The sequence below is a fragment of the Streptococcus mitis genome (assembly GCF_965111735.1).
In the GTDB taxonomy this organism is placed as follows: domain Bacteria; phylum Bacillota; class Bacilli; order Lactobacillales; family Streptococcaceae; genus Streptococcus; species Streptococcus mitis_DR.
Genome location: NZ_OZ217346.1, coordinates 752,416 through 765,536 on the forward strand (window position 1 = coordinate 752,416; position 13,121 = coordinate 765,536).

15 protein-coding genes, 1 pseudogene and 1 other annotated feature are annotated in these 13,121 nt (G+C 41.4%); of the genes and pseudogenes, 12 read left to right on the forward strand and 4 right to left on the reverse strand.

From position 1 onward, the window contains the following. Positions 1-115: 115 nt before the first annotated feature. Positions 116-1,198, reverse strand: a complete 1,083-nt coding sequence (locus ACLV7W_RS03670; protein WP_153210181.1) for a DEAD/DEAH box helicase — start codon at positions 1,196-1,198, stop codon at positions 116-118. Next, a complete protein-coding gene (locus tag ACLV7W_RS03675; protein WP_153210180.1) occupies positions 1,195-2,172 on the reverse strand; it encodes a Gfo/Idh/MocA family protein in 978 nt (325 codons plus the stop codon). Before ACLV7W_RS03675 ends, ACLV7W_RS03670 begins: the two co-directional genes overlap by 4 nt. Positions 2,173-2,314: 142 nt before the next feature. On the opposite strand from ACLV7W_RS03675, the gene ACLV7W_RS03680 reads away from it, so the two are divergent. The 4 genes from ACLV7W_RS03680 to rpmA all read left to right on the forward strand — a co-directional run bounded on the left by ACLV7W_RS03680 (position 2,315) and on the right by rpmA (position 4,185). Beyond that, entirely contained in the window at positions 2,315-3,019 is a 705-nt protein-coding gene (locus ACLV7W_RS03680) for a YoaK family protein (protein ID WP_411865450.1), read from the forward strand. Positions 3,020-3,077: 58 nt separating this feature from the next. Then, positions 3,078-3,165, forward strand: a sequence feature (ribosomal protein L21 leader region). 35 nt (positions 3,166-3,200) lie between these two features. Continuing rightward, the gene (gene rplU / locus ACLV7W_RS03685; RefSeq protein ID WP_000109141.1) at positions 3,201-3,515 is read left to right on the forward strand and encodes a 50S ribosomal protein L21; all 315 of its coding nucleotides are present in this window, start codon (positions 3,201-3,203) and stop codon (positions 3,513-3,515) included. Between the two features lie 15 nt (positions 3,516-3,530). After that, positions 3,531-3,875 (forward strand): ribosomal-processing cysteine protease Prp, encoded by a 345-nt coding sequence (locus tag ACLV7W_RS03690; protein ID WP_000613699.1) that lies wholly within the window; start codon positions 3,531-3,533, stop codon positions 3,873-3,875. Between the two features lie 16 nt (positions 3,876-3,891). Next, positions 3,892-4,185 (forward strand): 50S ribosomal protein L27, encoded by a 294-nt coding sequence (rpmA, locus tag ACLV7W_RS03695; protein WP_000916509.1) that lies wholly within the window; start codon positions 3,892-3,894, stop codon positions 4,183-4,185. 141 nt (positions 4,186-4,326) lie between these two features. Here the strand turns inward: rpmA and ACLV7W_RS03700 are convergent, their stop codons facing one another. Continuing rightward, on the reverse strand, positions 4,327-5,583 hold the full coding sequence (locus tag ACLV7W_RS03700) for an ISL3 family transposase (RefSeq protein ID WP_411865451.1): 1,257 nt from the start codon (positions 5,581-5,583) through the stop codon (positions 4,327-4,329). Between the two features lie 284 nt (positions 5,584-5,867). Continuing rightward, positions 5,868-5,942: pseudogene (locus tag ACLV7W_RS03705) on the reverse strand (AraC family transcriptional regulator); the annotation flags it as partial. Between ACLV7W_RS03705 and ACLV7W_RS03710 the strand changes: the two are divergent. The 8 genes from ACLV7W_RS03710 (at position 5,935) to ACLV7W_RS03745 (ending at position 13,113) form a co-directional block, all read left to right on the forward strand. Then, positions 5,935-6,843 carry a LysR family transcriptional regulator gene (locus ACLV7W_RS03710; protein WP_001025692.1) on the forward strand — a complete coding sequence of 303 codons (909 nt, stop codon included), beginning with the start codon at positions 5,935-5,937 and terminating at the stop codon, positions 6,841-6,843. The pseudogene ACLV7W_RS03705 and the gene ACLV7W_RS03710 overlap by 8 nt on opposite strands. Beyond that, positions 6,840-7,301: a signal peptidase II gene (lspA, locus tag ACLV7W_RS03715; RefSeq protein ID WP_411865452.1), complete on the forward strand. Its 462-nt coding sequence runs from the start codon at positions 6,840-6,842 to the stop codon at positions 7,299-7,301. The genes ACLV7W_RS03710 and lspA overlap by 4 nt, the downstream gene beginning before the upstream one ends. Then, the gene (locus ACLV7W_RS03720) at positions 7,291-8,181 is read left to right on the forward strand and encodes an RluA family pseudouridine synthase (RefSeq protein WP_411865453.1); all 891 of its coding nucleotides are present in this window, start codon (positions 7,291-7,293) and stop codon (positions 8,179-8,181) included. The genes lspA and ACLV7W_RS03720 overlap by 11 nt, the downstream gene beginning before the upstream one ends. 109 nt (positions 8,182-8,290) lie before the next feature. Continuing rightward, positions 8,291-9,400 carry a glutamate 5-kinase gene (gene proB, locus ACLV7W_RS03725; RefSeq protein ID WP_228112202.1) on the forward strand — a complete coding sequence of 370 codons (1,110 nt, stop codon included), beginning with the start codon at positions 8,291-8,293 and terminating at the stop codon, positions 9,398-9,400. 9 nt (positions 9,401-9,409) lie between these two features. Continuing rightward, positions 9,410-10,672 carry a glutamate-5-semialdehyde dehydrogenase gene (locus ACLV7W_RS03730; RefSeq protein ID WP_411865454.1) on the forward strand — a complete coding sequence of 421 codons (1,263 nt, stop codon included), beginning with the start codon at positions 9,410-9,412 and terminating at the stop codon, positions 10,670-10,672. Positions 10,673-10,675: 3 nt separating this feature from the next. Further along, complete coding sequence (gene proC / locus ACLV7W_RS03735; protein WP_411865455.1) at positions 10,676-11,473, forward strand: pyrroline-5-carboxylate reductase; 798 nt, start codon at positions 10,676-10,678, stop codon at positions 11,471-11,473. Positions 11,474-11,587: 114 nt separating this feature from the next. Continuing rightward, complete coding sequence (gene tmk / locus ACLV7W_RS03740) at positions 11,588-12,226, forward strand: dTMP kinase (protein ID WP_261015310.1); 639 nt, start codon at positions 11,588-11,590, stop codon at positions 12,224-12,226. Continuing rightward, positions 12,223-13,113 carry a DNA polymerase III subunit delta' gene (locus ACLV7W_RS03745; RefSeq protein ID WP_411865456.1) on the forward strand — a complete coding sequence of 297 codons (891 nt, stop codon included), beginning with the start codon at positions 12,223-12,225 and terminating at the stop codon, positions 13,111-13,113. Before tmk ends, ACLV7W_RS03745 begins: the two co-directional genes overlap by 4 nt. Positions 13,114-13,121: the final 8 nt, after the last annotated feature.

Sequence of the window (13,121 nt, forward strand, 5' to 3'; positions counted from 1 at the left end):
AGAGCCTTTATATTTAAGGTTAGACTTTTGTCCCAGACTCAGATTGAAGATAAAGTCCTTAGAAACTTGTACTCTAAGGACTTTATCTTCAATCAGGGGTTGGCGAGAGCTAACCTTATTTGATATAGAGTTCTTGATTTTTTAGGACAATTTCACGTACACTTGCGAACTTCTTGAGTTTTTTGATTTCTTCTGGATGAGTGACGAGAGTGATAACATAACCTTCTTTACCCATGCGACCTGTACGGCCAGCACGGTGAGTGTAGGTTTCAATATCTCTAGGAACATCAAAGTTTACGACGCATTCTAGGCTATCGATATCAATCCCACGAGCCAAAAGGTCAGTTGCAAGAAGCAGGGTTAGTTGCTTATCTTTAAACTTTTCTAAGATGACTTTTCTAAATTTGACATTGACATCGCTAGCGAGGGAAACAGCCAATATATCACGATACTGTAGTTTTTCCTCGGCACTCCCAAGGTCTGATAGGCTGTTAAAAAAGACTAGTCCGCGGAAATCCTCAACATGAGCCAATTTTCGTAGCATATCCACTCGGTGACGCTGGTCCACCTGCATATAGAAATGTTGAATGTTGTCCAATTTTTGGTCAGAAAGATCAATGGTACGTGTGTTAGGCGCAATTTTTTCTTTGTTAAACTTGGTCGTCGCACTCATGTAGACGAGTTGGTGGTCACGCGGTGCGTAGTGAGTGATTTTCTCGACAAAGTGAATCTGAGAATCATCTAGCAATTGGTCGAATTCATCCAGGATGATGGTTTCCACATTCATCATCTTGATTTTTTTCAATTTAATTAGTTCAAAGATACGGCCAGGAGTTCCAATCAGAATTTCTGGTCCTTTTTTTAGACGTTCAATCTGGCGTTTCTGACTCGAACCTGATAAGAAGAGTTGGGCAGTCAAGCCGATAGCTTCAGCCCATGTTTTACACACTTCGAAAATCTGTCCAGCAAGTTCTGTATTTGGTGCTAGAATCAAGAGTTGTTGGGCTTTTTTCTTTTGTAGTCTGAGAAGACTTGGCAGGAGGTAAGCTAGGGTCTTACCAGTTCCTGTTGGGCTCACTCCTAAGAGGTTTTCTCCAGCAAGAAGGGGCTCAAATAGTTGGGTTTGAATGGGAGTGAATTCTTGGAAACCGAGTTGGTCACTCAGTTCTTGCCATTCAGTCGGTAGTTTGTTTTTCATTTTTCTGCCTCAAATCTAATGCCAGCAGTCTGGCGCATGGTATAAAATAGGTGGTGGACATGAGCTGCATCGTTCAGCCAGTCTTGGTAGAGAGATTGGTCAGGTTCTTTCATCATGTTTGCAAATGCAGCGACTTCCTCAATCATGGTGTGGGGTGCTTGCTGGATAGGAAGATGAATGTCATTTCCTTTATGGTCTGTAAAAATAGCTGAGCGGATATGCTCGATGGTGTTGAGGGTCAAGGTTCCATCTGTCGTATAAATTTCGCAAGGAAGATTGGAAGTGATGTTTTTCCCAGCTTTTATATGAATTTGAAAGTCAGGGTATAAGAGGATTCCGTCTCCATTCAGGTCCATGCTATTGTCAAGTTGTTGAGCCTGATAGGTCGCGTCTTGAGCTTTTCCAAAGAGACGAACGGCAGCGTAGAGAGGATAGATCCCCAAATCCATAAGCGCTCCACCAGCAAAACGGTCTGAAAAGACATTTGGTGTCTGTCCAGCTAACAAGTCCGGCATTTTGGAAGAATACTTGGCATAGTTGAAATCTGCCCCTAAAATTTGCTTGTCTGCTAAAAAGTTTTTGATAGTAGTAAAAGCTTCTTCGTGGTAATTACGAGCTGCTTCGAAGATAAAACAGTGATTTTTCTCAGCTGTTTGAACCAAATCCAGCCATTCTTGTGGTTGAGTGACAGCTGGCTTTTCAAGAATGACGTGTTTTCCAGCAGATAATGCAACTTTTGCCTGAGCAAAATGCAAGGAGTTTGGACTAGCAATATAGACAACATCAAAGGAGCTCTTGAAGAAGTCCTCTAATTGATTAAAGAGTTGGATATTCTGATAGCGAGAAGCAAAGGTTGCCGCAGTTTCTAGTTTTCTAGAATAGACTGCGACCAGCTTGTATTCTCCACTGGAATGGGCTGCTTCTATGAAGTGGTGGCTGATAGCCCCTGTTCCGATGACACCTAATTTAAGCATAGTTACTCCTTTTTCCGATTTCAAATTCTTCTTTCATTATAACATAGATAGACGGGACTATCCAACAGAGGGTAAAAAATTTCAAATAAGCTACTAGGTCTTTTCCAAAGAAAGTGGTACAATAATGAGATGAGTAAATGAAATGGGAGGGAAAATGAGGTTACTACCTATAAGAAAAATATCACGTCAGTCTAAGAGGCTAGCGCTTTTTTTGACTTTTTGTGCAGGATATGTAGACGCCTATACTTTTATTGTGCGAGGGAACACTCTTGTAGCTGGACAAACTGGGAATGTAGTCTTTCTTTCAGTAGAATTAATTCAAAATAATGTTTCAGATGTTAGGGACAAGGTTCTCACCTTGCTAGCTTTTATGATGGGGGTCTTTTTATTAACTGTTTATAAGGAAAAATTGAGAATTGTGAAAAAGCCAATTTTGTCATTGCTTCCTTTAGCAATCTTATCAATCATTATTGGTTTTGTGCCGCAGACTGTAGATAATATCTATCTAGTACCGCCCTTAGCCTTTTGTATGGGATTGGTGACAACCACTTTTGGAGAAGTGTCGGGTATTGCCTATAATAACGCTTTTATGACAGGGAATATCAAACGGACCATGCTGGCTTTTGGAGATTATTTTAGGACCAAGCACACACCTTTTTTGCGTGAAGGATTCATATTTGTTAGCCTGCTTAGTAGTTTTGTCTTTGGCGTTGTCTTTTCAGCCTATTTGACGATTTTCTATCATGAAAAGACCATTCTTGGTGTTCCTATTATGATGAGTATTTTTTACCTCAGCATGCTTTTTGCCTCTTGGCAGAAAAAAGTAAAAGAAAAAGCTTCATTTTAGGTGTTATTACTTGTAAGAAAATAGGAGATATGCTATACTTGAAGAGTTGACTATGCACGATCCTGTGCAACCGCACGAACATCGTTGCTTGATTATTCAAGTTTAAGTGGTTCGTCCCACGATGCTAGGCGAGTCTTCACAAAAAATCGGGGAAACCCATAAAAATCATAGGAGGTGCATAATGAGCACATACGCAATTATCAAAACTGGCGGAAAACAAGTTAAAGTTGAAGTTGGTCAAGCAGTTTACGTTGAAAAATTGAACGTTGAAGCTGGTCAAGAAGTTACTTTTAACGAAGTTGTTCTTGTTGGTGGTGAAAACACTGTTGTCGGAACTCCACTTGTTGCTGGAGCTACTGTAGTTGGAACTGTTGAAAAACAAGGAAAACAAAAGAAAGTTGTTACTTACAAGTACAAACCTAAAAAAGGTAGCCACCGTAAACAAGGTCACCGTCAACCATATACAAAAGTTGTCATCAACGCAATCAACGCTTAATTTTAAGGAGAACACATGATACAGGCAGTCTTTGAGAGAGCCGAAGATGGCGAGCTGAGGAGTGCGGAAATTACTGGACACGCCGAGAGTGGCGAATACGGCTTAGATGTCGTGTGTGCATCGGTTTCTACGCTTGCCATTAACTTTATCAATTCTATTGAAAAATTTGCAGGCTATGAACCAATCCTAGAATTAAACGAAGATGAAGGTGGCTATCTGATGGTTGAGATTCCAAAAGATCTTCCTTCACACCAGAGAGAAATGACCCAGTTATTCTTTGAATCATTTTTCTTAGGTATGGCAAACTTATCGGAGAACTCTTCTGAGTTCGTCCAAACCAGAGTTATCACAGAAAACTAACACGGAGGAAAACATTATGTTAAAAATGACTCTTAACAACTTGCAACTTTTCGCCCACAAAAAAGGTGGAGGTTCTACATCAAACGGACGCGATTCACAAGCAAAACGTCTTGGAGCTAAAGCAGCTGACGGACAAACTGTAACAGGTGGATCAATCCTTTACCGTCAACGTGGTACACACATCTACCCAGGTGTAAACGTTGGACGTGGTGGAGACGATACTTTGTTCGCTAAAGTTGAAGGCGTAGTACGCTTTGAACGTAAAGGACGCGATAAAAAACAAGTTTCTGTTTACCCAATCGCTAAATAAAAAGGTCTAGTGAACCTTTTTATCCCGAGCCTTAAAATATAAAGGCGAGGAAGCTAGAAATAGCATTAAATAAGGCTTTCCGAGTTTTCGGAGAGCCTGTTTTTTTGGGCTCTTTGTCAACTGTAGTGGGTTGAAGAAAAGCTAAGCTCGAGAAAGGACAAATTTCGTCCTTTCTTTTTTGATGTTTAGAGCGATAAAAATCCTTTTTTTGAAGTTTTCAAAGTTTCGAAATCCAAAGGCATTGCGCTTGATAAGTTTGATGAGATTATTGGTCGCTTCTAATTTGGCGTTTGAATAGGGTAGTTGAAGGGCATTGACAATCTTCTCTTTATCTTTGAGGAATGTTTTAAAGACAGTCTGAAAAAGAGGATGAACCAGCTTAAGGTTGTCCTCAATGAGTCCGAAGAATTTCTCCGGCTCCTTATTCTGAAAGTGAAACAGCAAGAGTTGATAGAGATGGTAGTGGTGTTTCAAGTCTTCTGAATAGTTCAAAAGCTTGTCTAGAATCTCTTTATTGGTCAAGTGCATACGAAAAGTAGGACGATAAAAACGTTTATCGCTAAGTTTACGACTATCCTGTTGGATGAGTTTCCAGTAGCGCTTGATAGCCTTGTATTCATGAGACTTTCGATGAAACTGATTTATGATTTGGACACGCACACGACTCATAGCACGGCTTAAGTGTTGAATAATGTGAAAGCGATTTAGAACGATTTTAGCACACGGAAAAAGTTTTCTAACTAAGTCATAGTAGGGACTAAACATATCCATAGTAATGATTTTCACCTGACAACGAACGGCTCTATCGTATAGAAGAAAGTGATTTCGGATGACAGCTTGTGTTCGTCCCTCAAGAACAGTGATGATATTAAGATTATCAAAATCTTGCGCAATGAAACTCATCTTTCCCTTTGTAAAGGTATACTCGTCCCAGGACATAATCTGTGGAAGGCGAGAAAAATCATGCTTAAAGTGAAAGTCATTGAGCTTGCGAATAACAGTTGAAGTTGAAATGGACAGCTGATGAGCAATATCGGTCAAAGAAGTCTTTTCAATCAGCTTTTGAACAATTTTTTGATTAATGATACGAGGGATTTGATGATTTTTCTTTACTAGAGGAGTCTCAGTGACCGTCATTTTAGAGCACTGATAGCACTTAAAACGGCGTTTTTTAAGGAGAATTCTAGTAGGCATACCAGTTGTTTCGAGGTAAGGGATCTTAGACGGTTTTTGAAAGTCATATTTCTTCATTTGACTTCCACAATCAGGACAAGATGGGGCATCGTAGTCCAATTTAGCAATGATTTCTTTATGTGTGTCCCTATTAATAACATCCATAATTTGGATATTGGGGTCTTTAATGTCGAGTAGTTTTGTGATAAAATGTAATTGTTCCATATGATTCTTTCTAATGATAGTTTGGTCGCTTTTCATTATAGATGATATGGGACTTTTTTTCTACAACAAAATAGGCTCCATAATATCCATAGGGGATTTACCCACTACAAATATTATAGAGCCAGAAAATATTAGAGGCTTTTCTTGCATCATATTATAAACGGTAAATCAACAAGATTTGCTGTTTTTATTTGCTTGAAATCAGATAAGGACTGAAAAAGACATTATTCTAATTCTTGTATTGGAATGTTAGAGTATTTATTGAGTCTTGAAAATTTCCCGACTTTTTTCCTTTTTGGAAAACTTCTAAAATATGGTATAATGAAAAAATAAAGAAGTTGGGGGTAGAAGATGAACATTCAACAATTACGCTATGTTGTTGCCATTGCTAATAGTGGTACTTTCCGTGAAGCTGCTGAAAAGATGTATGTGAGCCAGCCGAGTCTGTCTATTTCTGTTCGTGATTTGGAAAAAGAGTTGGGCTTTAAGATTTTCCGTCGGACCAGCTCAGGAACTTTCTTGACCCGTCGTGGTATGGAATTTTATGAAAAAGCACAAGAATTGGTCAAGGGATTTGATATTTTTCAAAATCAGTATGCCAATCCTGAAGAAGAAAAAGATGAATTTTCCATTGCTAGCCAGCACTATGACTTCTTGCCACCAACTATTACGGCTTTTTCAGAGCGTTATCCTGATTATAAGAACTTCCGTATTTTTGAATCAACTACTGTTCAAATCTTAGATGAAGTTGCTCAAGGGCATAGTGAGATTGGGATTATCTACCTCAACAATCAAAATAAAAAAGGGATCATGCAACGGGTTGAAAAGTTAGGCCTTGAGGTCATTGAATTGATTCCCTTCCATACCCATATTTATCTCCGTGAGGGGCATCCTTTGGCTCAGAAAGAGGAACTGGTCATGGAGGATTTAGCTGATCTACCAACGGTTCGTTTTACTCAAGAGAAAGACGAGTACCTTTATTATTCAGAGAATTTTGTTGATACTAGTGCGAGCTCACAGATGTTTAATGTGACAGACCGTGCTACCTTGAATGGTATTTTGGAGCGGACAGATGCTTATGCAACAGGTTCCGGATTTTTAGATAGCGATAGTGTCAATGGCATCACAGTTATTCGTCTCAAGGATGACCTGGATAATCACATGGTCTATGTTAAACGTGAAGAAGTGGAGCTTAGTCAGGCTGGAACTCTTTTCGTAGAAGTCATGCAAGAATATTTTGATCAGAAGAGGAAATCATGAAAAAAAGAGGAATAGTGGCAGTCATTGTACTGCTTTTGATTGCGCTGGATCAGTTAGTTAAATCCTATATCGTCCAGCAGATTCCACTGGGTGAAGTACGCTCTTGGATTCCCAATTTTATTAGTTTGACCTACCTGCAAAATCGAGGGGCAGCCTTCTCCATGTTACAAGACCAGCAGTGGTTATTTGCTATTATTACACTGGTCGTTATGGTAGGTGCCATTTGGTATCTACATAAACACATGGAGGACTCACTCTGGCTGGTCTTTGGTCTGACTTTGATCATTGCAGGTGGTCTTGGAAACTTTATTGACAGGGTGAGTCAGGGCTTTGTTGTGGATATGTTCTACCTTGACTTTATCAATTTTGCAATTTTCAATGTGGCAGATAGCTATCTGACGGTTGGAGTGATTATTTTATTGATTGCAATGTTAAAAGAGGAAATAAATGGAAATTAAAATTGAAACTGGTGGCCTGCGTTTAGATAAGGCTTTGTCAGATTTGACAGAATTATCACGCAGTCTCGCGAATGAACAAATCAAATCGGGCCAGGTCTTGGTCAATGGTCAAGTCAAGAAAGCTAAATACACAGTTCAAGAGGGCGATGTCGTCACTTACCATGTGCCAGAACCAGAGGTTTTAGAGTATGTAGCTGAGAATCTTCCGCTAGAAATCATCTACCAAGATGAGGATGTGGCCGTCGTTAACAAACCTCAGGGGATGGTTGTGCATCCGAGTGCTGGTCATACTAGTGGAACTCTGGTAAATGCCCTTATGTATCATATTAAGGACTTATCGGCTATCAATGGGGTTCTGCGTCCAGGAATTGTTCACCGTATTGATAAGGATACGTCAGGCCTTCTCATGATTGCTAAAAACGATGAGGCGCATCTAGCACTTGCCCAAGAACTCAAGGATAAAAAGTCTCTCCGCAAATATTGGGCTATTGTTCATGGAAATCTGCCTAATGATCGTGGTGTGATTGAAGCTCCGATTGGCCGTAGTGAAAAAGACCGTAAGAAACAGGCTGTGACTGCTAAAGGGAAGCCTGCAGTGACCCGTTTCCACGTCTTGGAACGTTTTGGTGATTACAGCTTGGTAGAGTTGCAGCTAGAGACAGGACGTACTCATCAAATCCGTGTTCACATGGCTTATATTGACCATCCAGTCGCTGGTGATGAGGTCTATGGTCCTCGCAAGACTTTGAAGGGACATGGACAATTTCTCCATGCCAAGACTTTAGGTTTTACTCATCCGAGAACAGGTGAGATTTTGGAATTTACAGCAGATATCCCAGAGATTTTTAAGGAAACCTTGGAGAGATTGAGAAAGAATTAGACGTGATAAAAGGTTGAGATGGCTTGTCTCGACCTTTTTCCTATCAACTCTTTTCTATTTCCTGCCATTCATGTTATAATGGATAAATATGAAGAATCGGAGTGATACTATGAAATACAAACGGATTGTCTTTAAGGTGGGGACTTCTTCTCTAACGAATGAGGATGGAAGTTTATCACGTAGTAAGGTAAAGGCTATTACCCAGCAGTTGGCGATGTTGCACGAGGCTGGTCATGAATTGATTTTGGTGTCGTCGGGTGCCATTGCTGCTGGTTTTGGAGCCTTAGGATTTAAAAAGCGTCCGACTAAGATTGCTGATAAACAGGCTTCAGCAGCGGTAGGGCAGGGGCTTTTGTTAGAAGAATATACCACCAATCTTCTCTTGCGCCAAATCGTTTCTGCACAAATCTTGCTGACCCAGAACGACTTTGTGGATAAGCGCCGTTATAAAAATGCCAATCAGGCTTTGTCGGTTTTACTTAGCCGCGGGGCGATTCCTATCATCAATGAGAATGACAGTGTCGTTATTGATGAGCTCAAGGTTGGGGACAATGATACTCTGAGTGCACAGGTTGCAGCCATGGTCCAAGCAGACCTTTTGGTCCTCCTGACAGACGTAGACGGTCTTTATACTGGAAATCCTAATTCAGACCCAAGAGCCAAACGATTGGAGCGAATCGAGACCATCAATCGTGAGATTATTGATATGGCCGGTGGAGCAGGTTCTTCAAACGGAACTGGGGGCATGCTAACAAAAATCAAGGCTGCAACTATTGCGACGGAATCAGGAGTTCCTGTTTATATCTGCTCATCTTTGAAGTCAGATGCCATGATTGAGGCAGCTGAGGAGACCAAGGATGGTTCCTACTTTGTTGCTCAAGAGAAGGGACTTCGTACCCAGAAACAATGGCTGGCCTTTTATGCTCAGAGTCAAGGTTCTATTTGGGTTGATAAAGGGGCTGCTGAAGCTCTCTCTCAACATGGAAAGAGTCTTCTCTTATCTGGTATTGTTGAAGCAGAAGGCGCCTTTTCTTATGGTGATATCGTGACAGTATTTGACAAGGAAAGTGGAAAATCACTTGGAAAAGGGCGTGTGCAATTTGGTGCATCTGCTTTGGAGGATATGTTGCGTTCTCAAAAAGCCAAGGGTGTCTTGATTCACCGTGATGACTGGATTTCCATTACGCCTGAAATCCAACTACTCTTTACAGAATTTTAGAGGTAAACTATGGTAAGTACACAAGAACAATTTGAACAGGTACAGGCTGTTAAGAAGTCTATCAACACAGCTAGTGAAGACGTAAAAAACCAAGCCTTGCTAGCCATGGCTGATCATTTATTAGCAGCTACTGAGGAGATTTTAGCGGCCAATGCCCTTGATATGGAATCTGCTAAGGGTAAAATCTCAGATGTGATGCTGGATCGTCTTTATTTGGATGCAGGGCGTATAGAAGCAATGGCAACTGGTATTCGTGAAGTGGTTGCTTTACCAGATCCAATCGGTGAAGTTTTAGAAACCAATCAGCTTGAAAATGGTTTGGTTATCACAAAGAAACGTGTGGCTATGGGGGTTATCGGTATTATCTATGAAAGCCGTCCAAATGTGACGTCTGATGCGGCTGCTTTGGCTCTCAAGAGTGGGAATGCGGTTGTTCTTCGAAGTGGTAAGGATGCCTATCAAACTGCCCATGCCATTGTCACAGCCTTGAAGAAGGGCTTGGAAACGACTACTATTCACCCAGATGTGATTCAACTGGTGGAAGATACCAGCCGAGAAAGCAGCTATGCCATGATGAAGGCCAAGGGCTATCTAGACCTTCTCATTCCTCGTGGAGGAGCTGGTTTGATCAATGCAGTGGTTGAGAATGCTATCGTACCTGTTATCGAGACAGGAACTGGGATTGTCCATGTTTATGTCGATAAGGACGCAGATGAAGATAAGGCTTTATCTATTATCAACAATGCTAAAACTAGTCGTCCTTCTGTCTGCAATGCCATGGAGGTTCTGCTGGTTCATGAAGACAAGGCAGCAAGCTTCCTTCCTAGCTTGGAGCAAGTGCTGGTTGCAGATCGAAAAGAAGCTGGGTTGGAACCAATTCAATTCCGACTCGATAGCAAAGCAAGCCAGTTTGTTTCTGGTCAAGTAGCTGAGGCTCAAGACTTTGACACCGAGTTTTTGGACTATGTCCTAGCTGTTAAAGTTGTGAGTAGTTTAGAAGAAGCGGTTGCGCACATTGAAGCTCACAGTACCCATCATTCGGATGCGATTGTGACGGAAAATGCTGAAGCTGCAACTTACTTTACAGATCAAGTGGACTCTGCAGCTGTCTATGTCAATGCTTCAACTCGTTTTACCGATGGTGGTCAATTTGGTCTTGGATGTGAAATGGGGATTTCTACTCAGAAATTGCACGCGCGTGGTCCAATGGGCTTGAAGGAGTTGACTAGCTACAAGTATGTGGTTACTGGTGACGGACAGATAAGGGAGTAAGAGATGAAGATTGGATTTATCGGTTTGGGGAATATGGGGGCTAGTTTGGCCAAGGCTGTTTTGCAGGCCAAGACGGGTGCTCAGATTCTCCTTGCCAATCGTAGTCAAGCTAAGGTAGATGCTTTCATTGCAGACTTTGGTGGTCAGGCTTCCAGCAATGAAGAAATTTTTGCAGAAGCAGATGTGATTTTTCTAGGAGTAAAGCCAGCCCAGTTTTCTGAATTGCTTGCTCAATACCAGACCATCCTTGAAAAAAGAGAAAGTCTTCTTTTGATTTCCATGGCAGCTGGATTGACTTTAGAAAAACTAGCTAGTCTTCTTCCAAATCAACACAGAATTATTCGTATGATGCCAAATACCCCTGCTTCTATCGGTCAAGGAGTGATTAGTTATGCCTTGTCTCCTAATTGCAGGGTTGAGGATAGTAAACTTTTTTGTCAGCTTTTAGTCAAGGCTGGCCTCCTGGTTGAACTGGGAGAAGGATTAATCGACGCAGCGACAGGTCTTGCAGGTTGTGGACCAGCCTTTGTCTATCTCTTTATTGAGGCTTTGGCAGATGCGGGTGTTCAGACAGGATTGCCACGAGAAATAGCACTGAAAATGGCGGCTCAAACTGTGGTAGGAGCTGGGCAATTGGTCCTAGAAACCCAAGAGCATCCTGGGGTCTTGAAAGACCAAGTTTGTAGCCCAGGCGGTTCGACTATCGCTGGTGTAGCAAGCCTAGAAGCACATGCTTTTCGAGGGACAGTCATGGATGCAGTTGGTCAAGCATATAAACGAACACAAGAACTAGGTAAATAAGAGGTAGTTTTGTCTGCCTCTTTTATGGTGTTTGAAAGGAGAAGACAAAAAGATTGTCACAAACCCCTATTTTTTTGATAGAATAGAAGGTAGAAAAAAAGAAATGAGTTAGACATGTCAAAAGGATTTTTAGTCTCTCTTGAGGGACCAGAGGGAGCAGGAAAGACCAGTGTTTTAGAGGCTCTACTCCCAATTTTAGAGGAAAAAGGAATAGAGGTGCTGACGACCCGTGAACCTGGCGGAGTCTTGATTGGGGAGAAGATTCGGGAAGTGATTTTGGATCCAAGTCATACTCAGATGGATGCTAAAACAGAGCTTTTACTCTATATCGCCAGTCGCAGACAGCACTTGGTGGAAAAAGTTCTCCCTGCCCTTGAAGCTGGTAAGTTGGTCATTATGGACCGCTTCATAGATAGTTCCATTGCATATCAGGGATTTGGTCGTGGCTTAGATATTGACGCCATTGATTGGCTCAATCAGTTTGCGACAGATGGCCTTAAACCCGATTTGACACTCTATTTTGATATCGAGGTGGAAGAAGGACTGGCTCGCATTGCTGCTAATAGCAATCGTGAGGTCAATCGTTTGGACTTGGAAGGTTTGGACTTGCATAAAAAAGTCCGTCAAGGTTACCTTTCTCTTCTGGATAAAGAAGGAAGTCGTATTGTCAAGATTGATGCGAGTCTTCCATTGGAGGAGGTTGTGGAAACCACAAAGGCTGTCTTGTTTGATAGAATGGGATTAGCTAAATGAAACAAGATCAACTAAAGGCCTGGCAGCCAGATCAGTTTGACCACTTTGTCCGTATCCTAGAACAAGACCAGCTCAATCATGCCTACCTCTTTTCAGGTTTCTTTGGAAGCTTGGAAATGGCGCAATTTTTAGCTAAGAGCCTCTTTTGTACAGATAAAGTAGGTGTTTTACCATGTGAGAAATGCCGAAATTGTAAGCTGATTGAACAGGGAGAATTTCCCGATGTCACCTTGATTAAACCAGTTAATCAGGTCATTAAGACAGAACGCATTCGAGAATTAGTGGGTCAGTTTTCCCAAGCAGGGATTGAAAGCCAGCAACAGGTTTTTATTATTGAGCAAGCTGAGAAGATGCATCCTAACGCAGCTAATTCTCTGCTCAAGGTCATCGAAGAACCCCAGAGTGAGGTTTATATTTTCTTCTTGACCAGAGATGAGGAGAAGATTTTACCGACAATTCGAAGTCGGACCCAGATTTTCCACTTTAAAAAACAAGAAGAGAAGCTGATATTGCTCTTAGAACAAATGGGACTGGTTAAGAAAAAAGCGACTCTCCTAGCCCAGTTTAGTCAATCGCGAGCTGAAGCAGAGAAGTTAGCCAATCAGGCAAGTTTTTGGACCTTGGTTGATGAAAGTGAACGCCTGCTGACTTGGTTAGTGGCTAAGAAAAAAGAAAGTTATTTGCAAGTTGCCAAACTAGCTAGCTTGGCAGATGATAAGGAAAAACAAGATCAGGTTTTACGGATTCTTGAAGTCCTCTGTGGGCAGGATCTCCTGCAAGCAAGAGTAAGAGTGATTCTACAAGATTTGCTAGAAGCTAGAAAAATGTGGCAAGCTAATGTCAGCTTTCAAAATGCCATGGAATACCTGGTCTTGAAAGAAATATAAACTCAAAG

Bases quoted from the DNA above. Each gene is read 5' to 3' on its own strand.
- ACLV7W_RS03670 (WP_153210181.1), bottom strand. From the start codon at position 1,198: ATGAAAAACAAACTACCGACTGAATGGCAAGAACTGAGTGACCAACTC.
- ACLV7W_RS03675 (WP_153210180.1), bottom strand. From the start codon at position 2,172: ATGCTTAAATTAGGTGTCATCGGAACAGGGGCTATCAGCCACCACTTC.
- ACLV7W_RS03680 (WP_411865450.1), top strand. From the start codon at position 2,315: ATGGGAGGGAAAATGAGGTTACTACCTATAAGAAAAATATCACGTCAG.
- rplU (WP_000109141.1), top strand. From the start codon at position 3,201: ATGAGCACATACGCAATTATCAAAACTGGCGGAAAACAAGTTAAAGTT.
- ACLV7W_RS03690 (WP_000613699.1), top strand. From the start codon at position 3,531: ATGATACAGGCAGTCTTTGAGAGAGCCGAAGATGGCGAGCTGAGGAGT.
- rpmA (WP_000916509.1), top strand. From the start codon at position 3,892: ATGTTAAAAATGACTCTTAACAACTTGCAACTTTTCGCCCACAAAAAA.
- ACLV7W_RS03700 (WP_411865451.1), bottom strand. From the start codon at position 5,583: ATGGAACAATTACATTTTATCACAAAACTACTCGACATTAAAGACCCC.
- ACLV7W_RS03710 (WP_001025692.1), top strand. From the start codon at position 5,935: ATGAACATTCAACAATTACGCTATGTTGTTGCCATTGCTAATAGTGGT.
- lspA (WP_411865452.1), top strand. From the start codon at position 6,840: ATGAAAAAAAGAGGAATAGTGGCAGTCATTGTACTGCTTTTGATTGCG.
- ACLV7W_RS03720 (WP_411865453.1), top strand. From the start codon at position 7,291: ATGGAAATTAAAATTGAAACTGGTGGCCTGCGTTTAGATAAGGCTTTG.
- proB (WP_228112202.1), top strand. From the start codon at position 8,291: ATGAAATACAAACGGATTGTCTTTAAGGTGGGGACTTCTTCTCTAACG.
- ACLV7W_RS03730 (WP_411865454.1), top strand. From the start codon at position 9,410: ATGGTAAGTACACAAGAACAATTTGAACAGGTACAGGCTGTTAAGAAG.
- proC (WP_411865455.1), top strand. From the start codon at position 10,676: ATGAAGATTGGATTTATCGGTTTGGGGAATATGGGGGCTAGTTTGGCC.
- tmk (WP_261015310.1), top strand. From the start codon at position 11,588: ATGTCAAAAGGATTTTTAGTCTCTCTTGAGGGACCAGAGGGAGCAGGA.
- ACLV7W_RS03745 (WP_411865456.1), top strand. From the start codon at position 12,223: ATGAAACAAGATCAACTAAAGGCCTGGCAGCCAGATCAGTTTGACCAC.